The sequence below is a fragment of the Bacillus cereus group sp. BfR-BA-01355 genome (assembly GCF_022663675.1).
In the GTDB taxonomy this organism is placed as follows: domain Bacteria; phylum Bacillota; class Bacilli; order Bacillales; family Bacillaceae_G; genus Bacillus_A; species Bacillus_A thuringiensis_S.
The window spans coordinates 15,514-34,868 of record NZ_JAKUFY010000024.1 but is presented as its reverse complement, the minus strand read 5'-3'; the positions used below and the strand labels follow the sequence as shown (position 1 = coordinate 34,868).

Here is a 19,355-nt window from a genome sequence, read left to right as displayed (position 1 = left end):
TCGCTAGGGTGTTCTTAGTTTTATCTATAATACAGTAGTTCTACAAGTCTTATTTATTTTTATGAACTTCTTGTAATTGACTAAGAACCTCATTGGCAGTCCTCTCAAATCTTTTAGGGTTATCAGCAATAATTTCATTAAGTAAATTAATTATCGTTAGTTGTATATCATTATTCATTCCTACAAGTACTTTAGCATACTCACTTCTATATAAATCATTATTTAAAATTCTTATGTTTAGTAGCATTGCCCACTCTTTTGCACTCTCAACCATTTTTGGTAAAGCTTTAGGCATCTCTGTTAAATATTTTCCCATTTCAAAACTTTCAATAAAATGAACTAGACCAAACATAACCTCTTCCGCTTGTGTTTCATCCTCAAATACTATACACAACTCTTGAATAAGTTCCTTATCAGTACAATCTGCTAAGTTTTCTAATACACTGTCAAACTCTTCACATTCCGATTGATTTTTTAAAAATCTACAACTATATAATCTCTTAACCTCAGATTGATAGTCCATATAAATTTCCCCTTTTAAATGAATTGGATAATTAAATTAATATGATCCTAAGTTTTCAACCTTTATAATCCGCTTAACCCAAGAAAAGGAACAAACCTGAAACATTCATTATATGTAGGGGTTCCACGCTTTTCTATTACCTCAATATATGACCTCAAGTGTACATTTTTAAATATTCAGCAATTTTTTGTCCTCTTTCAGTAGCAAATTCATAAGCTCCCATATCTTTTATAATCTTTCATAGTATCCCCTGTATACTTTACAGTAGTATCAATACCATTCTTTACAATACTAAAATGCCTATCATAAATTGCTGAGAATAGTGAATTTCTATTTGGATCACTAACATCTAATATTGCACCATTATCAAATAAGTACTCAACAATAGCCATCTCACCAAAAACTGCATCATTTATTATCATTTTTAACTCTCCCTGTTTACTCTCTTGGGTCCATATCGATTTCTCTAATCATATGAAAGTTACCTTCTAATATTAACTGTTTTTTCCAGCCGTTTCTATACTCAGTATAGTACTATCAATTGCTAATTTTCCAATGAGTTTTTTCGCCTTCCCATATGGAAATCTCTCTACTAATATATAAGGAAGATTTTTTGAACCCTTTAGCAAATCAATTGCGGAAATCTCAAGCCCTAATACGTTCTTTATTCTTATTAAATCTTTCAAACCTTCATTAGGAGTTTTCACTAACACTATATTACAAATATCAGATGACTTATGTATTGTTTTCTGTTCTATTTCACTTACACAACCACTATTCACCCATTTTTTAAAATCAGCGGTAATCACAGTAGCATGGCTTGGATTCATGTCCCCAGAATCAATTACTACCACCTCTTTTTCCTCTGCATGTTGAGCCATTAAAAATACATTACCCCCACCGTCATCACCAATTGAGACATACCCCCTCGCATACTCACCTACTTCCCAAACCTCGTTCCTTTCTGCAATATGCTCCGTACCATAAATAAGTAACCCACCACCTATTGAAAAGCCATTTGAACATCTCAATAATCCCTTATATACATTAGGTAATGTAACATTCATGCGATTTTCTACTGCTTGAATTTCAATATCACTCGCTGCCGACTTTTCTATCAAATCTGGAATATTAGATAGATTAATCATTTAATAATCCCTCCTAAACTATCAAGATATTTAAACGTATTGCCTGTCATCTCTCTATAATCGTTTCACAATAGAGTTCATTAAATCATAAAGTATGTCGGTATGTAAGCCTTCATTTTTCATTTGGTAAGTAGATAATCATTTTCCCTTCCATGTACTCACCTTTCCATCCACAAGGCCATCCTCCCATTTTATACACCTTAAATACCTTTTCATAAAAATTATCCACTTTTCCATTTACTAAACGATTTAGTGCACACATCTCAAGGTCTCTTTCTACTTCCTCAACTAACTTAGTATTTTCACCATACTTCATCCCTGTAGCCACCTTCCGCGTCCGTCGTCCTTCGTTCCCATTCTCCATACTGTATTCACTTATGGATATTCTTTTGAATTTCATTGATTTTTTGTAAGTATCTTTACTCATGCAGAGCTGCCTCGGAACCCCATTGCCCTCGCTTCGAAATAAATTCTAATCAAAAACAACTCTCAATCCTCAGTTTTACAATAAATAAAAAGAATCCATTTTGAAAAAAGATTGAGCAAAATGGATTCTTCTTCAGCAGATTTTTTGTTTCGACTTTATAAGAATTCGAGCATTTTCTGCCTGTATCGCTCCATCATTGTGCCTGATTGTTCTCGCTAAAGTAAAGAGGCATTATTAAACTTTCTTAATATACTCATACACTTCTTTAGGTTTTATATTAAGCATGTGGGCAATTTCCGTTATTTTCTTTCCTTCTTCCTTCATCTTTTTTACTTTTCTCTCCATTGTTTGCTCATATTCTTCTGCGATATCAAATAATGGACTTAATAAAGAGAGCCATATTTCAAAATCAGTAAATTTATTTCTTTCTAAAAACTCATTTAACAATATATCCAATTCTTTAGTTAGTATCATTCTTTTACCTTCTAACACTTGTTTCTCAGTTAGAAAATCACCTATATCTTTCATAAAATTAATAAATGATTCCATGGAATCTGCAAGAAAATCGCCACCACTCCAACTATCCATCCCGTGCATGAGTGAAGATATAGGGTATCCTTCCTCACTTAAGTCAATAATAATTGGATCTCCACACATAGTTTCATATGCAATAACAATCCAATTTGCATCCCAAGTATCTTCCTCATCGGTTACAAGGGAGTTTCCGTCGGTGTCAATGCTGTATCCTACTTGAAATTCATCTAATTGCTCAAAAGAACATACATCAAAATTCACATACTCTCTAATTTTTTTATGCTCTAAGTTCATAAGTTCTAAATTTCTCTTAATCTCTACTTTTTGATGATAAGAATTAAATTGTATCATTGTCATTTTTACTCCATCTCTATTATTACATTAAACTTCTAATCTTCATAAATTACCGATCCCATATACTTCAGGCTTCTACCATCCAGTTTTGCTTCTTCAACAAGTTCTTCATACTCAAAATCATATAACCTAATGACAGTATTGTATTGTTCTTCTAAACTTTCGCCATAAAAGTCTATCAGTTCACTTATAATTGATTCAGAATACGAAGCATTCTGTAGTAATTCAGACAAAGAAGATGTAACATGTTCACTATATGTATATTCTAATAAGTCTTGGTTATACTCAATGAAATCTATTTGAAAATCAGTCATAAAACGCGAAGAAATCCTGTTCCCCTCATTATCATATTTTATTTCTACATACTTTCTTAACACCATTTCGCTAGTACAATTTCCAAACCAAAGGGAAACAGCTTCTGGACTTTCCATTATATAATATTCCCGACTTAATCTATCTAATAATCCTTAAAAATAATCTATATTGATTTTCACTAATTTAGCAATCTCTAATTTCTCTACGAAAAAAGCACTCGCTACCAATAATAGGTTTTCAAGTGCTCAAATGTATATACTTCCCATAATAATCAAATCATTTTTAAGATTTGTTCCTTCACATTTTCGTCAAACTTGGCTCCTTCTACCTGTGCTCCCTTCCAAACTACATTGTCTAGCTTGGCACCGGTAAAATTCGCATTTGTGAAATTCCCATTTAAAAGGTTCGCTCCTGTTAAATCTGCGTTTGTAAAATCTGCGTTTGTAAAATCTGTATTTCTAGCATCTACTTCTGATAAATTAGCATCTTCTAAATATGCTTTTTCAAAGTTACCTTCTGTAAGATTCGCGTTGCTGAAATTTGTTCCCGTACAATCAGCCTGTTCCGCATTGATTCCTGATAAATTTGCATGGCGAAAAGTAGCATGATTTAATATCGTTCCAACTAATTCTCCATATGAAAAATCAACTTCATCAAAACATGTTTCAAAACAACTACTTATATTTACCTTTGCATATTTCATATTGGCTTTAGAGAAATTAGCTTCACCAAATCTACAATCTGCAATATGTATTTCCTCTAAATTACAGCTCCTGAAATCAGCAAACTCAAAATCACAATCAAAAAAAGATGCTCTCATTAGTGAAGAAGCTCTTAAATGGACTTGTTTTGCCATGATACCCTCTGCCATCACCTCTGACAAATCTGAAAAAGTAAGATCTAAATTGCTCATATCTAGCCCATCTATAATTTCATCATTGTATTGAGATCTATTTAATATTTCCATGACTCTTATTCTATCATTATTTTTCTCATCCATAATTACAAATTCCTTTCATTTAACTTTCCAGATACTCCTTCCAAGCAACATTTGGAGAATAAGTTACAACCATTCGACTTTCATGAAAACTTGGCATGGCCATTACTTGAGCTGGTTCTAAGTATTTCATTACATGTAACCAACTATCAAGTAACATATCTATATCGGCTTCTAATGGATTTTGTAAAAGGTCTATACAAATCCCACCCCAATCCAGCTCTGATACGACAGCTGGGCTATTTAGTAATAATTCCTTATCAAACATGTCTAAAATATGACCACTCAAATATGTTTTAGCGCCTACCCCCAAAGGACCGTTAGGAAGAAACCTTACCGGTATAGGTAAGGCAGACATATTCATCCACATATGTAACCGTTCACGTTCTGTATTCCATGGATAAGACGCTTTCCAAAAGATTTGCGACACCCCAAAACGTGGTTTTACAATTTCTGCGATTTGATCGGATAACTCAAAAAAAGCAGACCATAAACTTTTAGGTATTGATTTATGAAACTCAAACTCAAGATATGACCTATGACTCCAGTTAACTTTAAAGCTTCCTCTATAGTGCACTGCTTTATCACGATACAAATGTACTTCTGATACTTTACGTTTCAAAATCACCTTTTCAAGAATTTCCTCACGATTATATTCTACCCGTACAGTTTCACTGTTACCCCAATGAGTAGGAGCAAATTTTTCATTCGAATCAAACACGCTCAAAAGACGACCTAGTATCTCTTCCTGATTAATCGATACTGTAGGATACATTGTAATTGAGAAAAAATCAGGTTTCATGTATATCCTCCTTAATACTGAAAAATATAGTCACATAATAATTTTTATTCATAGTTTTTTCCATCGCCCTCCACCAGGTAAACGTGAATTGCCCTCCCATTTATCAGTCACTTTTCCACTACTTGGGTCAGTATAGTAAATCTCACTCTTTTCTCCTAAAGGCCCACTTGGTCTTGGATGAAGAGGAATCCCATTCAAATCAGGTTTATCGCTTGATATTGTCACAATATGACTTCCATTTTTATCTTCGAGCATCTCTCTTTCAGCTCGCATTTGCCTGTCGTTATGAATAGTTTGCTCTTTTTCACCCATTTTGTGTTTGTGATCATGAACTAAATCAATTTCAACCTTATCATTACGCCCAATACTATCTGGACGCGTAAGATGCCCTTCACTAGATGTATATGTAACAACCTCACCAGCGTTATTGTCTTCTAATTGGCGATCAAGATGTTCTCCCAAGGCTTTTCTCCCTTTTATTTCTTCTTCTCTTCCACGCTCTTGGCTCTTTCTTAAATTTTCAGTCCTAGTTTCCCAATCTTTACGCTCTAAAGGTTGTTTCGTTTCTTCACAATGACGATCATATCTAATATCATCTGCTGCCTTATAATCTCCTCGCGCTTTGGCTTCATCTATTTTCATTCAATAGTATTTTTCTCGTTCTGAAGTTAGTTTAATTTTGTTTGGGTTTGTATTACTACCTTCACCCGTCTCCTTAACCCCACCACTCTCCAAATTCGAGACCCTACTCTGAATACACGCCTTTGAGGCATCATGGGCTTCTTGGAATTTTCCGCTATAGTTCGTTCCAGTTCTAACGACACTTCCATCTGGCATTATTTCTACACCTTTAACGAATGGGGCTACGGAGTCCACACCTTTTGCTAATGTATTTTCAATTATATAATACTAATAGTTTCTGTTAGCTTTAATTCATAAAAATAACTTTTATAAATTTATAGTATACCTTTCAATTAAAAAAGCACTTGTTGCCTTTAGTCGGCAATCAAGTACTTTAAGTTAATATGTTTTTAATTATGGATAATTTTGTAATTTTTGTAGTGCAGTTTGACACCTTTTATATATTGTGACAACTACTACGTTAAAACTTACGAGTTTGTACGAGTTCGTTAGTTTAATATACATTCCATGTGTTTATATTCATCGCCATGTAAAATATCATCTCGCCTAAACTCGTACTTCGTTTTCTATTCTATCATTGCACATATTACTCTATGATGGTACAACCATCATGGAGTATATATTTTCAAACACCCTATTATTTTTTCTATCCATTTCACATAAACTTTATTTTTCATTCATCATTATATTTTTTAATCGTGTAATTTACTTAAAAAATCAGTAAATGTATCTGCAATATAAAATACATTTTCTCTTGCCAGTTCTTCTACTTGTGCTTCTGTTAAACCTTCTTGACGCATTAACATTTCTTTTTCGCCAGCATTCTCATGCTCCCAAAAAACTACAATTGGGTTTTCTGTATTATTTTTACAATCTAAACATATTAAATTTCCAGCTGGATCAATTGCAATAGGGAAAATCTTTTGCGGAAGCGTAGGTTTATATATTTCATACTTTTTAATAATGTACTCACTACTTTCCTCATCAAAACTAAATAAACTACCAAAGCAACGCTCTACATTGCCTACATTAAATTCTTCTGGTAATACACTCGCACCTCCATTTATTTTTACACAATCAATATAATCTTGAGGTAACTGGAAGCCTAATTGTAATCCAATTTCTTTAATCTTAGTTTCTGATACTTCTGCATCAGCATATTCCCACTCTAAATCTTTTCTCATCTAATACCCTCTCCCCATAATTTATTTCCACCAAGATGGTTAACCCCATGAATATCTGTTAATACTAATTGCATCTTTCCAGGAACCTGATGATGGTGCCAAGTAAGCCCCTTTATTCTTGCTCTCCCCTTTTCAATCTGATTAAGCTGTTGTGGAGTAAAAAGTTCCCTTGATACTTTACCTTCTTCAATTGCCTTTTTTAATATCCTTGTACACTCTTTAAACTGATCTGTATCTTTCATAACATAATATTCTTCCTTTAATTTTAACGTAAATTTTAAGTTATCTCCTTTAAAAATAGGAAAACCTAACACATCATAGTCTACACCCTGCACATGTGTTCCTCCTGCCAATCCTTTATTAATTATATTATTTTTAGGTGAAGCGTTTAAAAAGTCATCAACATATCCTACTACTGATTTAAACTCTTCAACACTATCATACCCAAATTCTTTGATAGTAGTATCATCTACTTGTTTTAAGAAATCTTCAACATTATCATATCCCTTAGGCACAATTGATCTATTAATCAAATTTCCGTCTTTATCGTAATTATTTTTAATTACTTCGTCAATTTCAGATCTATGAACAGCGTTACCCGTACCCTTAACCCCACCACTCTCCAAATTCGAGATCCTACTCTAAATACTCGCCTTTGAGGCATCATGGGCTTCTTGGAATTTCCCGCTATAGTTCGTTCCAGTTCTAGCGACACTTCCATCTGGCAGTATTTCTACACCTTTTACGAATGGGGTTACGGAGTCCACACCTTTTGCTAATGTATTTCCAATTATATAATACCAGTAATTTGGGTTAGCCTTAATTCACAAAAATAATTTTTATAAATTTATAGCATGCTTATCTATTAAAAAAGCACTTGTTGCCTTTAGTAGACAATCAAGTGCTTTAAATTTATATGTTTTTAAGTAGTATTAAATTTGTAAGTTTTTTAGTAACAGTTCGACAGCCTTACATGTTGTGACAAATCCTAGGTAAAACTTACAAGTTTATATAAATGCATTCTACTTGTAGTTATTGCTTAATAAATATAGAATACATTGTTTTATTCTCCTATTAACTTCTTCCTCATTTTATGTGTTTCTAAATCTGCTAATCTAACAGGAATAGGTAAATGACTCTCATTATTAATACAGTTCATAACAATTTCAGTACTTGTATCTAAATCAATCCAGTTCCCACAAGAAACAAAAATAGGTTAAACACTTTGTCGTAATTAAAGTTCAACCATAGATTTCTATTGTTCATCCTTAAATTTCAATTGTGAAATGAGACTTTCTAAACTATTAGTTATTCGTTTATACTCATTTAATTCAAAATCTTCAACTAAAATTTCACCTGTATTGTTGTCTAGCACTATTAACATGCCATTTGATTCAAAACCAATTGGGATAAATTTAAAAATATCCTCTTTAGATTCTGCATAGTCTTTGACAAGTGAAATAAAATAATCTGGTTCAATCCCTGGAATAACGGGGTGCAAATTAATATTATAAGAAGAAACCCATCCCGTTAATTCTAAAAACCAATATGAATTGAAATACTTCTTCACCGAATCATGTAACTGAACGTTATATTGACTTTCAATTTCATCAAAGGAAAATTCCACTCCCTTCTCTATTGGTTTCCAAGAAATATATCCATATTCATCTTCTTCACCCGAATATATAAATTCATCTACATCTTCATTCCATGCTATTTGCGGTAAGGACTTGTTGTACTCCATCCATTTATCTATAAATTTTTCAAAATAGTCTTTCATAACCTCTTTCATATTAGAAATCACTCCTTAATAAGTTTCTGTAGTAACTCTGAATAAATTTTATCTTTCCCCCATATTCCTGCCTCTTTTTCTATATTATGAATTCCACCGGAGCCTGGGTGTAGTTTTTGGGGCACTGGAAATGCTTGTCCACCTCCACCAATATGATGATGAACTAATTTGTCCCCCCCTAACACCTTTAACATCATATTGAGAGAAATATTCCCTAAACACCTTATCATTAACAGGACTATCAGTAAACGGATTCCTACCTTCTATTATTGCTCTATTATTCGGGCTGAATGCTTCTGGATGTCGATCAAGGAGTTCACTCCAAAAATACTTTAAATCACGTCTCCATCCTTCTGCATTAGTGTACTTTTCGCCTTTCCCAACAAAAGGCATCTCAACGACTGTACGTTGATCTGCAATATAAACTGGATCTATATTTTGAAGTTCTACACCACGATATGTTCTAATAGGATTATCAATATCACCCGTACCCTTAACCCCACCACTCTCCAAATTCGAGATCCTACTCTGAATACTCGCCTTTGAGGCATCATGGGCTTCTTGGAATTTCACGCTATAGTTCGTTCCAGTTCTAGCGACACTTCCATCTGGCAGTATTTCTACACCTTTAACGAATAGGGATACGGAGTTCATGTGCAGTGATAATCAAGTTGTTTAATTTTGTGTCTAGAAATGCAATAACCTTCTGCCTGTTAATTTGGTACGAGGTTATTAAAGTTGTTTAAAAATAAGTTTTATTTGTTGCACTTTTTCATTTAAGTGAATAATAAAAGTGTTTAATTTCTGGATAGCTAATAATTAATAATCACCCCTTTAATATTCAATCCCAAACATTAAAAATTACTTCACCGATATTTTCTGGTCGCCAATATTTAGCATCTTTTAATTCTTCTTCTGTTAAGTTGTGTTCCCTAGGTATAAAAGGCTTTTCTAAATAAGCTTTCGACAAAACTTGATAGTACGCTTCAAATTCACTTTCTAATATGGGCATATCAATAAAACTAAAAATAATTTTTCCTTCTACATTTTTATCCGCAAAAGCTAAGAAAGGATAAAACTCATGCAATAAAATAATAAATTCCTTATCGTCTATTATCACTATCACTTCAAAAAAATTTCGGGATAGTGTGGTTGTATCCATTCTACTATTTTGAATTTACATGTCCTCAATACATCATAAAATATTCTCTTTGTTTCATTTTCATTATGGGAATTTAAATGTATTGCTTTCAAACCTGTAATATGTGGCGGTATTTTCACTCCCAAAACCTCATTCCCTTTTATTAACTAACCACAGATATCGAAACATTATTCCTTTTATTATACGAGAAACTCAAAAGATGGTATTAAATTTCAATTCTGTACGATTTTTTAAACAACTTTATTATTCGTGGTCAGTCCACACCTTTGGCTAATATATTTTCAATTATATAATAATAGTAATTTTCATTAGCCTGAATTCATAAAAAATAATTTCTAAAAATTTATAGCATGTCTATCTATTAAAAAAGCACTCGTTCCTTTAGTTGACAATCAAGTGCTTTAAGTTCATATGTTTTTAAGTAGCATAAATTTGTAAATTTTATAGTAATAGCATGGCACCATTTACATGTTATGACAACTACTACATTAAAACTTACGAGTTTGTACGAATTCGTTAGTTTTATGTCCATTCCATACCTTAATATTCATCATCCAGTAAAATGTCATCTCGCCTAAGCTCATACTTCGTTTTCTATTCTATCATTGCACACAGTACTCCATGATGGTACAACCATCATGGAGTACTTACTTTCAAACACCATATATTTTTTCTATCCACATCAAAAACAAATTCGTTTTCATTCTCTTTTCTTGTCTACCTACGTATTAAACTTTAAATATAATCATATATAAAACAAAAAATATACAAATAATACTTATAACTTCTATTCATCATAAACAATTAATCTTCTTATAATAAAAATGACCTTATTCAGCTTTAAGCTAAACAAGGTCATTTATCTATATTAAAACTCTTCTTCCCATGCTTCTTTTGCATCCAATAACCTTTGTGATAAAAACTCATAAAAATTCTTTGCTGTATTGTAGTCATCAAGTCCACCTTGTCTATCCCATGCTATTACTGGGCACTCATTGTTTTCCATATTACTAGTGTCTAGACAATAAGCATATTCCCCAATATCTTCAATAACTACTAAATTCTCACTCATTCCTAAATCCCTATAACTCTCTGTTTCAATAACAACAGAAGCTATATTAGACTTAGCCACCCCTAAAATATCAACACCAAATAACCCACCAGAGCCATAATTAGTTAAAAACCACTTATAACTTTCTGGCAATTTTAACTGTAGGGTATCTTGAACATAATCAACTTGTTTTTTATCTACTCCACCAGTAAAGTCATCTGATTCCATATTTATCTTAATAAAATTGGTTAATTCCTCTTTATTCATTCAAAATTCCTCCTTTTATAATTCAGCTTTATCTATTTGTTTAGCTCTCCATCTCCAATATTTCGACCTAAAATTTTCATATTGCTTTTTTAACACAGGGTCGTTTCTAAAGCTTCCACCATTCTCCACTAAGCCATGCAATATTTTATAATATTCCTTATGCATACTACCCGGGAGCTCCACCATTGATCCGGGCTCTCTTTGAATTAAATGATGAAGTTCTATAGCAGTCCCATCTTGCCAAATTGGTGCTCTTCCTTTTTTCATCAATTGGAGATTTGTCATACCAGTTTTAGGGTCAATTCTCATATAATCAATATCTAACCTTTGAAAAACCCGTCTGCTAATATCCCTTACTTCTCCATTAACTTTAGTTGTTCCAGTATATTCTACATCCTTATAGTTTTTATATTCTTTACCCGTACCCTTAGCCACACTACCTTCCTTACTAACTCCTGAACCACCACTACCCTTAGCAAGTTGATAAGCATCATCCTTAGCTGCCGTACTTGCCTTTGAAAACTTTCCGGCTACTTCTCCAACAGTTGAAGATTCTATATAAGGAAACTTCATTCCTATTCCAGTATCCACCGTCCTAACTGCTACTGGAATAGGAGTATTTTTCATAGCATCTAGTGCATTCTTTAAAGTCTTATTTTCCTTAAGCGATTGTACCACATTTCCACCCAAATTTGGATTAAAACCAGGCATTCCTTCTTTGAATTTTAATAATTTGGCTAAATCAGCTAATTCACTCGTGCCTTTGAATGCTTTTACTCCTTTTCCTACTGCTCCAACAACTGGGATTGCATCTAATCCGCCAAAAATGATGTTTCCTACCCGCTCTTCTTGGCTCAATTTCCTATGTGTTCCCCAGTCTTCTCCGTCGATACCGCTTTTTATTTGTACACCTCCGTATACTACTGCGGCAGCGGCCCCGAGTGGTGGACAAAGGATTGTTGTGATGATGATTCCTACGCCTATTCCTATGTCTCGCACCATTTCTAGTTTTTTCTGTTCATCTTCTATCGATTTGTATTCAAATCCTCGTGTGGATGGGACTACTTTCTTGTATTCTTCATAATTTAATTTTGCATCTGGATTTTGTTTTTTTAGTTCTTTGTATTCCCCTCTCAGTACTTTATCAAATGCAGGTGAATCTTTAAAAATATCTTCTACTGCTATTTTATCTTTCTTCTTCTGTATTGTTTGTGGTACACTTCCGTAGCCTGCATGCGCACCTGGTAATACTGTCGTTGTTGTAGAGCCAATTCGGTTATCTGTTTTGAAACTGAGAATAGATGTATCTCTCATTTTTTGAGCGAATTTATCCATTTCTACTAAAAAAGGTTTATCTATATGTTCAGAGACCAATCGCCCTGCTTCTCCGCAATATTTTTGTAATGTCGAATAGCTCTCGAGTAATTCCCCGATTTTTTGCGATTGATCTTTAGGATTAAAATGTATACTACCATCCGAGTCTAAATCTCGTATTCTTCCATCAATTTTTTTTAATAGTTCATTTGCGTCCCGTAATTTTATGAGTGCATCTTTTGTAATTCGATTCATACCATCCCCCATGTTTTGCCATGGTTCAGGTCTATATTTCACATCCATTTCGTTTTCATCCCCCAGCCGTATGGTGATTTCTACAACTTACTTAATATTTCACGTAATTGTTCGTCCTTTTCAAGCATTTCTACACATACATTTCCTACAACTGTCGCTGACCTAGAATAGTGTTCAGCCAATTCTAGTGTTTTGTGTAATATATCAGGATATTTTTCAATTACTCTCATCGCTTCACCTTTTTGATAAAAATCACAGCTTAATAAACTCTCAATATTCGTTCCAATGACGTCTACATGGATTTTATATATATTTTCTAACTTCATTACTATATCAAGTAGTTCTTGAAAATTAACTAATACTTCTTCTCCACCACCAGAACCACTATCTCCCATTGATACTTGCATTATTGAATACCTCCTAACGAGAATTGTCTCGGGTCAATTAACTTTTTATATGGCATTTTTAACACGTCATACAATTTCTTATTAACCGCATAGAGGCTCACCCAGTCATATCGATTACGATCTACATCTATTTGAACGAAATCTTCTCCTTCAGTGAAATATAAGAAACATTCCCATTTTCCTCCTCTATTACTTCGAGGCCTCGTATACGTTTCTATCGCTATAACGTCTTTATTTGATAAATCTTTTTCCTCAAATGTTTGTTGTTCTGCCTCTGTCATTCTCTTTGAGAAAAATGTATCTTCTATTTCTCTCGGTTCTCTCAATAAGAAGGGTATGCGTGTTAATAATGAGAAATATACGTCCGGTTTTGGTATGTAGTCGATCTCGTATTTTTTATTTGGTTCTATTTCTGTTAATACAGCCACTCGGTCTTTATCCTCTTTTAAAAAGCCAATTAATACATTATTCATTCTCGTGTATTCATGACAATTTTCATATTCCTTTAATAGTTCAATTATTTGAAAAGCTGCAGGGGTAATTCCATTTTCACTTGTAAGTAAGCCCTTTTCTTTTAAACTCGTAGTTGCTTTCGTGACACATTCTTCATCAAGTAAAATAATTGCGTCACGGTTTGGCAATCCAAATATATCGGTAACCCCAGCTGCACCTGCGAGAACATATAATTCAGCAGGTGCAAAAATCATTTCTTTCCCCATTCTTTTATCCCTCGTTTCTCCATCACAGTTGTTTTATCGCTCTTACTTCCGATCTATCTCCGTACGTTTGAATGCTTTTATCTAACTCTTTCAAAGCTTTCGTATGCCCTTCAAATGCCTCTACCATTTCTGAATTATATTGAATGATTAAATCAAGATAACTTAAAAATGCATCTCTAGTTTTTCCATTCCATTTCGCACCTGTGACATATGCTTTTAAATCTTTCGCTTGGTTTAAAGAATCCTTCATACCATTTTCAATGTTTTGTGCGTAAGAAATGGCACTTGCAGTGTTACTTCCTATAATTTCAACCTCTTTACCACTCATGTTCGTTCCCTCCATTCTTTGTATACTTAATGGATAAGTTTTTCAATTTCCTTTTTCTTTTCTTCAAAAGCCTTGGTCGCGGCAGCGTATGCTGACGCTTTCTCCGATTCTGCTTTCGCTTTATATTCCAAATACTTTGCATAAGCTGTACTTTTTGCAGATCCAATATCGCTTAATGCACTTTTAAAATAGGATACTAATGTATGTAATTCTTCATCCTTTTCATGACGTTTTTGTTCAAATTCAACTGCTGGAATTTTATTAGCTTCTAAACCATTACTTTTACTCTCATAATCTCTCTTTGCTGATTCAGCCTCTTGAATGAATTGCTTTAACTCTCTTTCTTTATCTTTTAAATAATCGTGTAAATCATCATACCGATCTCGTTTCCTCGCACTTTCTGTAAAACCAGACGCATTTAAAAAAGCATTGTACAATTCATCTAACATCTTTCTCCCCCTTTAGCACAATAACTATGTAGTTAAATTCATATATTTAAACATTAATATTCATTACATTAAGAATTAACAAATAATTATTTTTACATATTGCTATTTTATCAAAGGGATTTTAACATTTCCATATTTTATGAATGGCTTTCGCATTTTTCTTCAATAAAGTGAAACTTTAATCAATATGACTATGTATTTATGTGCAGAAATAATAAAAAACACTGCCAGGCGCAGTGTTTTTTATTACTACCTTTTATCCAATTCATTCATATTAAATCCTTGCTTGAGAGTAAGACCAATTCTTTCTTATTTTCATCAACAACTATTTCTGGATAATCCCAATGAAGCGTACGAGTAGACTCCCTGATTCGTTTTACTATTCCTTTGGCTGTTTTATTTCTATATTCATTCCAATATTTTGGCTCAGTCGCTCTTAAAAGAACGATAGAAAAAGGATCTGATATGAATATCAGATCCTTAACTTTAATTTCTTAATACATACATCTTTTTACACGATAACTGGTTCGTACGTGCTCAAATTATCATACTCAGTTTTTACAATACTAGGCGGAAGGTTAACACATCCTCAGATTCACCTTTTCTTGTAGCAGTGCATAATGTTTAATAAAATTAAAGCATATTTTTACTTACCAGACTTAATTTTTTCGTTATATTCTTCTAAAGTTAACCCTTTTTCTTTTAGATAAACGGCAACTTCTTTTCCTACATAACGATAGTGCCATGGCTCATACTTAATGCCAGTACTATTCTCTTTATCTTTTGGATAGCGGAGAGTAAACCCATACTCTGCAGCATTCTTATCTAACCATTTGAATGCATCGGTAGTTTCAAATTTTGCATTTAAATCTTCTACAGTATTCTGCCATTCAACTGAAATAATGTCTAACGCTAATCCAGTATGATGTTCACTTGCACCAGGATACTGAAGATATTCCAACGCCTTAGCACTAGCCTCTTTATCCGACAAACCTTGAGATTTATAGCTTTTAACTGACGCATCATAATAAGTTTGTTGTAATTTTATAGCTCGATAACCTGATCTTAAATAAAGATTGATTCCCTCTTTTTTTGCAGCTGCTACCATATCCTGATAGGAAGTTGCAATTCTACTATCTATTTTCATATTTGGCTTCGCATTTTGGGTGATACTTGTTAATTCAATTCCTAGTTCCTTTGATAACATATGCTCTCTATTTACAAGGATAATTCTCCAATCATTAACATCAGAGATAGGTAAAACATCTTTTTTCTTCGCATGTATTTCATTTTTATTTTTATCGTTATTATTAGTAGTTTCCTGAGATGTTTGCTTTCCACTACAAGCAGCAAGACTCCATCCCATTGCCAATACCAATGCTAAAATTATAAATTTTTTAATTGTATCTCATTCCCTTTTTGTTTATTAGTCTTTATACCAATTTCCCAACACGTCTCTAGGAATCTCCTTGAAATCCTTCAAAGAAACCGGGCCGACAAATTTTTTAATTCCATGTTTTTTAGAATTTTCATTCGAATAATCTTTTAAAAATTGAATTTTAAATTGTTTCTTACCATCAGCGTAGTCGGTTACTGTCGGTACGATTGCCGCTTGTCGTATACCAAAAGTTTTATCTTCATACTTAACGAATTGTACATAAGATAATCCTCCAACCAATGTTTCTAATTTTTCTTGCGCAGAAATAAGATTTCCAAGAGAATAATAGATTAGCGTTTCATGTCCATCTTTATTTTGTTTCCACTCAATTGGTTGAATTACATGTGGATGATTTCCAATTACTACATCTACACCTAGATCTGTTAAATATTGAGCAACTTCTTTTTGTTGCTTTGAAGGTGTTGAGGTATATTCTACTCCCCAATGCACCATAACAATCACCATATCAGAGCTACTCTTTGCCTTTTCCACATCATTTTGTATCGCTTTTTTATCAATTAAATTTAAAGCCCAAGACTTATCAGCTGGAATTTTAATTCCATTCGTACCATATGTATAATTTAGTAACGCAAAACGAATACCATTTTTTGTAATCGTTTTTATTTCATTACGCTCGTTTTGACTCTCATTAATACCTACCGGGATAACATCCGGATATTTCTTCCAGTATTCTCTTGTATTCGCAACACCTTTAATACCCATATCCATAGCGTGATTTGTCGCTTGCGTCACTATATTGAATCCAGTGTCCACTAAAGATTGGCCTACTTCTTCAGGTGTATTGAAAGTCGGATATCCCTGTACTTTTAAATTATTTCCGGCAATCGGAGTCTCCTGGTTCACTATAGCAAGATCACTTGATTTAACAGCTTTTTTGATATTTTCATAAATATAATTATAATCATATGAACCGTCTTTTTGTTTGCCATCTTTAATTACTGCGTCATGATATAAATTATCACCCGTTGCTATTAAATTCACAACCGATTGTACTTTTTTATCTTCCGTAAAATTAGGAGACTGTTGGATAGGACTTTTCTCTACCCAATTTGGTGCTTTTAATGATGTATCTATATTGGATTCAGCTGGTGGTAATGAAGCTTTAGATGTCTTAACATCTGTATTACCACAAGCGGTTAAAAGCACTAAAAAAATAAGACATACTAAAAAAAACTTTTTACTTCTCTGTAAAGTATCTAACATGTGATCCTCTTTTCTGTTTTATTCCTTATAACCAGTTCTAACAAATCATTCTTTACAACAACGTATTTTGGTTTTACCCTTAATTATGGAAGGACACTCTGTTACACCTGCTTCGGAATATACTAATAATTGTTTTCCGCTTTCTAGCAATCTATCGATTCCATCAGAAATGATAGATTACTAGAAAAAGATGACCCATCAGGATGTCGACTAGTTTGATATACCTGTTCCAATTGCAGTAACTCGTTTAATATTTAAACAAGATAGGAGAATCTCGTTCATATAGCCTCTTCTCTCGCTTTATGTTTAAGGTGCCTCCCAAAAAGGGGATCGTTGCTGTACCCCTTTACATAGTGCAAAATTTTTGTAACTATTTTCTTTCATTCTAGCGACAAACATTATACCGATAACAATAAGTAAGACCCAAGAACTTATTTTACCAATATACGAAAAAAGTAGCAATCTTTTGTCTCATATAAAGAAGCCAATTAGGAGAGATGAACGAGAGATTCATTCTATTCAATTCCTTCATTGATTAATAAAAAAACAAGCCATCCAACTATTGGATGGCTCTATACTATAAAGAGAATTTGTTATTGGATTACTTCAATTTCCCTTCAAAAACAATCTTCCTACCGCACGGCTCAACTACTGTTTTGCCGTCTTTCTTTACTTCATGAAAGATTGGCTCTTCCATACGACGAGACGGAGCGTAGCCTTCTTGTTCCATACGTGCTAAGCAGTCTGTAATTGTTTCATTTTCAAGTACTTCAAATTTCTTTTTATTAGGTTGTTTTGTCATGCCCTAACCTACTTTCTATTTTTCTTGATGCGAATTGATTTTTCATGTAGACCATATATAACATTGCGAGAATTCCCATTATAATCATAACCGCAATAAAAAAGCTTGTATACTGTATTTTTTCTATAAATACGCCGCCTAATACAGGTCCCATAATACTTCCTAAACTAAAAGCGATTCCGGATAATATATTACCTGCTGGTAGTAAGTGTCTCGGTAATAAATCAGTCATAAATCCAAGCCCTAAAGAGAAGCACGATCCAATAACCATACCCGCTAAAAGCATGCAGGCAAAGACGATCCAGTAATATTGATCAAATACGGCGGCAAGTAGAAAAATGCCCGTACTTATGCTAAACGTCCACGTTAATATACGGTCCCTTCCGTATTTGTCACTTAATATACCGAGCGGAATTTGTGTAATAATACCCCCAACTGCAAATGCTGGTAACAAGAAGGATACATCTGAAACAGACCACCCTTTACGAAGTGCGTATACTGGTAAGTTACTGTTTAACATCGCTTCAAGTACGCCATATGCAAGTGGACCTAGCAATGCAATCCATCCTAATCCAACAACTTGTTTATAACGAGAAAATGATGATTCACTCTTCGCTTCTCTTTCATCTTGCGCTGGGAATGCATTTTTTGTTGGAAGTAGTAAAAGCCAACCTATTAAACAAAGTACAGTAGATATAATAAATGGTGTCGCAAGACCGTACTGCACAGTGCTTGCTAAATACGGACCAACGGCAAAACCAATTCCGAAGAATACACCGTATATCGATACTTGTCTCCCTATTTTACTTGGGTCCGATGTTGTCGTGATCCATGTTTGTGTTCCGACATGAAGCATATGATCTCCGACTCCAACTAGAAATCTAAGGATAAACCATACCCAAAACGAAAATGTTTGTGTAAAAAAGAATAATGAAATAATAACGAGAAACCCACCTATAACAATAATCGGCTTCATTCCAAACCTTTGCATCGGTTTTTCAAGAAACGGCGAAATGACTAATATCCCAATGTACAATGCCGTCGCATGAATACCATTAATACTTGAACTAACCCCTTCTTGTTCAAAAATCATTGCAATGGCAGGTAAGAGCATTCCTTGTGACAAACCCGAGATTGCTACAATCCCAACCATAATCCAAAAAGTAAAACGCATTGACATCCCTTTCCCTCTCCTTCTCACGCTTCCACTTTTCATTATAA

At 33.6% G+C, this 19,355-nt stretch carries 20 protein-coding genes and 5 pseudogenes; all 25 read right to left on the bottom strand.

Features of this window, described 5'->3' with window-relative positions; translation table 11 throughout:
• Positions 1-49: 49 nt before the first annotated feature.
• The gene (locus MR167_RS10800) at positions 50-523 is read right to left on the bottom strand and encodes an Imm30 family immunity protein (RefSeq protein ID WP_242314581.1); all 474 of its coding nucleotides are present in this window, start codon (positions 521-523) and stop codon (positions 50-52) included.
• A 154-nt stretch (positions 524-677) separates the two neighbouring features.
• Positions 678-930, bottom strand: a pseudogene (locus MR167_RS10795) (ankyrin repeat domain-containing protein); the annotation flags it as partial.
• Positions 931-1,017: 87 nt separating this feature from the next.
• Positions 1,018-1,671 carry an SMI1/KNR4 family protein gene (locus MR167_RS10790; RefSeq protein WP_242314579.1) on the bottom strand — a complete coding sequence of 218 codons (654 nt, stop codon included), beginning with the start codon at positions 1,669-1,671 and terminating at the stop codon, positions 1,018-1,020.
• Positions 1,672-1,783: 112 nt separating this feature from the next.
• Positions 1,784-1,987 (bottom strand): hypothetical protein, encoded by a 204-nt coding sequence (locus MR167_RS10785; protein ID WP_000873537.1) that lies wholly within the window; start codon positions 1,985-1,987, stop codon positions 1,784-1,786.
• A 345-nt stretch (positions 1,988-2,332) separates the two neighbouring features.
• Positions 2,333-2,989, bottom strand: coding sequence for an SMI1/KNR4 family protein (locus tag MR167_RS10780; protein WP_242314577.1), 657 nt, complete (start codon positions 2,987-2,989; stop codon positions 2,333-2,335).
• Between the two features lie 32 nt (positions 2,990-3,021).
• Positions 3,022-3,417: an immunity 22 family protein gene (locus tag MR167_RS10775; RefSeq protein WP_242314575.1), complete on the bottom strand. Its 396-nt coding sequence runs from the start codon at positions 3,415-3,417 to the stop codon at positions 3,022-3,024.
• Between the two features lie 155 nt (positions 3,418-3,572).
• Positions 3,573-4,301, bottom strand: a complete 729-nt coding sequence (locus MR167_RS10770; protein WP_242314574.1) for a pentapeptide repeat-containing protein — start codon at positions 4,299-4,301, stop codon at positions 3,573-3,575.
• Between the two features lie 19 nt (positions 4,302-4,320).
• Positions 4,321-5,100, bottom strand: coding sequence for a hypothetical protein (locus MR167_RS10765; protein ID WP_242314572.1), 780 nt, complete (start codon positions 5,098-5,100; stop codon positions 4,321-4,323).
• A gap of 48 nt (positions 5,101-5,148) precedes the next feature.
• Positions 5,149-5,976 (bottom strand): annotated as a pseudogene (locus MR167_RS10760) (ADP-ribosyltransferase).
• 458 nt (positions 5,977-6,434) lie between these two features.
• The gene (locus MR167_RS10750; protein WP_242314569.1) at positions 6,435-6,926 is read right to left on the bottom strand and encodes an SMI1/KNR4 family protein; all 492 of its coding nucleotides are present in this window, start codon (positions 6,924-6,926) and stop codon (positions 6,435-6,437) included.
• Positions 6,923-7,708, bottom strand: a pseudogene (locus MR167_RS10745) (HNH endonuclease); the annotation flags it as partial. The gene MR167_RS10750 and the pseudogene MR167_RS10745, both read right to left, overlap by 4 nt.
• 281 nt (positions 7,709-7,989) lie before the next feature.
• Positions 7,990-8,142: pseudogene (locus tag MR167_RS33325) on the bottom strand (endonuclease V); the annotation flags it as partial.
• 39 nt (positions 8,143-8,181) lie between these two features.
• Entirely contained in the window at positions 8,182-8,718 is a 537-nt protein-coding gene (locus MR167_RS10735; RefSeq protein WP_242314567.1) for a SecY-interacting protein Syd, read from the bottom strand.
• Positions 8,719-8,726: 8 nt separating this feature from the next.
• Positions 8,727-9,372 (bottom strand): annotated as a pseudogene (locus tag MR167_RS32940) (hypothetical protein).
• A gap of 187 nt (positions 9,373-9,559) precedes the next feature.
• Positions 9,560-9,880, bottom strand: a complete 321-nt coding sequence (locus MR167_RS10720; protein WP_242314565.1) for a hypothetical protein — start codon at positions 9,878-9,880, stop codon at positions 9,560-9,562.
• Positions 9,881-10,748: 868 nt separating this feature from the next.
• Positions 10,749-11,198, bottom strand: coding sequence for an SMI1/KNR4 family protein (locus tag MR167_RS10715; RefSeq protein ID WP_001030887.1), 450 nt, complete (start codon positions 11,196-11,198; stop codon positions 10,749-10,751).
• Positions 11,199-11,213: 15 nt separating this feature from the next.
• Entirely contained in the window at positions 11,214-12,815 is a 1,602-nt protein-coding gene (locus tag MR167_RS10710; RefSeq protein ID WP_242314563.1) for an HNH/ENDO VII family nuclease, read from the bottom strand.
• Between the two features lie 32 nt (positions 12,816-12,847).
• Positions 12,848-13,174 (bottom strand): hypothetical protein, encoded by a 327-nt coding sequence (locus MR167_RS10705; protein ID WP_001198201.1) that lies wholly within the window; start codon positions 13,172-13,174, stop codon positions 12,848-12,850.
• The gene (locus MR167_RS10700; RefSeq protein WP_242314561.1) at positions 13,174-13,893 is read right to left on the bottom strand and encodes a DUF5081 family protein; all 720 of its coding nucleotides are present in this window, start codon (positions 13,891-13,893) and stop codon (positions 13,174-13,176) included. Before MR167_RS10700 ends, MR167_RS10705 begins: the two co-directional genes overlap by 1 nt.
• 22 nt (positions 13,894-13,915) lie before the next feature.
• On the bottom strand, positions 13,916-14,221 hold the full coding sequence (locus tag MR167_RS10695) for a WXG100 family type VII secretion target (RefSeq protein ID WP_000014538.1): 306 nt from the start codon (positions 14,219-14,221) through the stop codon (positions 13,916-13,918).
• Positions 14,222-14,247: 26 nt separating this feature from the next.
• Complete coding sequence (locus tag MR167_RS10690; RefSeq protein WP_098578124.1) at positions 14,248-14,670, bottom strand: hypothetical protein; 423 nt, start codon at positions 14,668-14,670, stop codon at positions 14,248-14,250.
• Between the two features lie 646 nt (positions 14,671-15,316).
• Complete coding sequence (locus MR167_RS10685) at positions 15,317-16,048, bottom strand: M15 family metallopeptidase (RefSeq protein ID WP_276575829.1); 732 nt, start codon at positions 16,046-16,048, stop codon at positions 15,317-15,319.
• A 48-nt stretch (positions 16,049-16,096) separates the two neighbouring features.
• Complete coding sequence (locus MR167_RS10680; RefSeq protein WP_098829117.1) at positions 16,097-17,332, bottom strand: CapA family protein; 1,236 nt, start codon at positions 17,330-17,332, stop codon at positions 16,097-16,099.
• 601 nt (positions 17,333-17,933) lie between these two features.
• The gene (locus tag MR167_RS10675; RefSeq protein ID WP_000166303.1) at positions 17,934-18,134 is read right to left on the bottom strand and encodes an NETI motif-containing protein; all 201 of its coding nucleotides are present in this window, start codon (positions 18,132-18,134) and stop codon (positions 17,934-17,936) included.
• Positions 18,118-19,314 carry an MFS transporter gene (locus MR167_RS10670; protein ID WP_000062803.1) on the bottom strand — a complete coding sequence of 399 codons (1,197 nt, stop codon included), beginning with the start codon at positions 19,312-19,314 and terminating at the stop codon, positions 18,118-18,120. Before MR167_RS10670 ends, MR167_RS10675 begins: the two co-directional genes overlap by 17 nt.
• Between the last annotated feature and the right edge of the window lie 41 nt (positions 19,315-19,355).

Bases quoted from the DNA above. Each gene is read 5' to 3' on its own strand.
- MR167_RS10695 (WP_000014538.1), bottom strand. From the start codon at position 14,221: ATGAGTGGTAAAGAGGTTGAAATTATAGGAAGTAACACTGCAAGTGCC.
- MR167_RS10700 (WP_242314561.1), bottom strand. From the start codon at position 13,893: ATGGGGAAAGAAATGATTTTTGCACCTGCTGAATTATATGTTCTCGCA.
- MR167_RS10750 (WP_242314569.1), bottom strand. From the start codon at position 6,926: ATGAGAAAAGATTTAGAGTGGGAATATGCTGATGCAGAAGTATCAGAA.
- MR167_RS10705 (WP_001198201.1), bottom strand. From the start codon at position 13,174: ATGCAAGTATCAATGGGAGATAGTGGTTCTGGTGGTGGAGAAGAAGTA.
- MR167_RS10775 (WP_242314575.1), bottom strand. From the start codon at position 3,417: ATGGAAAGTCCAGAAGCTGTTTCCCTTTGGTTTGGAAATTGTACTAGC.
- MR167_RS10690 (WP_098578124.1), bottom strand. From the start codon at position 14,670: ATGTTAGATGAATTGTACAATGCTTTTTTAAATGCGTCTGGTTTTACA.
- MR167_RS10670 (WP_000062803.1), bottom strand. From the start codon at position 19,314: ATGTCAATGCGTTTTACTTTTTGGATTATGGTTGGGATTGTAGCAATC.
- MR167_RS10675 (WP_000166303.1), bottom strand. From the start codon at position 18,134: ATGACAAAACAACCTAATAAAAAGAAATTTGAAGTACTTGAAAATGAA.
- MR167_RS10680 (WP_098829117.1), bottom strand. From the start codon at position 17,332: ATGTTAGATACTTTACAGAGAAGTAAAAAGTTTTTTTTAGTATGTCTT.
- MR167_RS10780 (WP_242314577.1), bottom strand. From the start codon at position 2,989: ATGACAATGATACAATTTAATTCTTATCATCAAAAAGTAGAGATTAAG.
- MR167_RS10710 (WP_242314563.1), bottom strand. From the start codon at position 12,815: ATGGATGTGAAATATAGACCTGAACCATGGCAAAACATGGGGGATGGT.
- MR167_RS10715 (WP_001030887.1), bottom strand. From the start codon at position 11,198: ATGAATAAAGAGGAATTAACCAATTTTATTAAGATAAATATGGAATCA.
- MR167_RS10800 (WP_242314581.1), bottom strand. From the start codon at position 523: ATGGACTATCAATCTGAGGTTAAGAGATTATATAGTTGTAGATTTTTA.
- MR167_RS10720 (WP_242314565.1), bottom strand. From the start codon at position 9,880: ATGGATACAACCACACTATCCCGAAATTTTTTTGAAGTGATAGTGATA.
- MR167_RS10735 (WP_242314567.1), bottom strand. From the start codon at position 8,718: ATGAAAGAGGTTATGAAAGACTATTTTGAAAAATTTATAGATAAATGG.
- MR167_RS10770 (WP_242314574.1), bottom strand. From the start codon at position 4,301: ATGGATGAGAAAAATAATGATAGAATAAGAGTCATGGAAATATTAAAT.
- MR167_RS10790 (WP_242314579.1), bottom strand. From the start codon at position 1,671: ATGATTAATCTATCTAATATTCCAGATTTGATAGAAAAGTCGGCAGCG.
- MR167_RS10785 (WP_000873537.1), bottom strand. From the start codon at position 1,987: ATGAAGTATGGTGAAAATACTAAGTTAGTTGAGGAAGTAGAAAGAGAC.
- MR167_RS10765 (WP_242314572.1), bottom strand. From the start codon at position 5,100: ATGAAACCTGATTTTTTCTCAATTACAATGTATCCTACAGTATCGATT.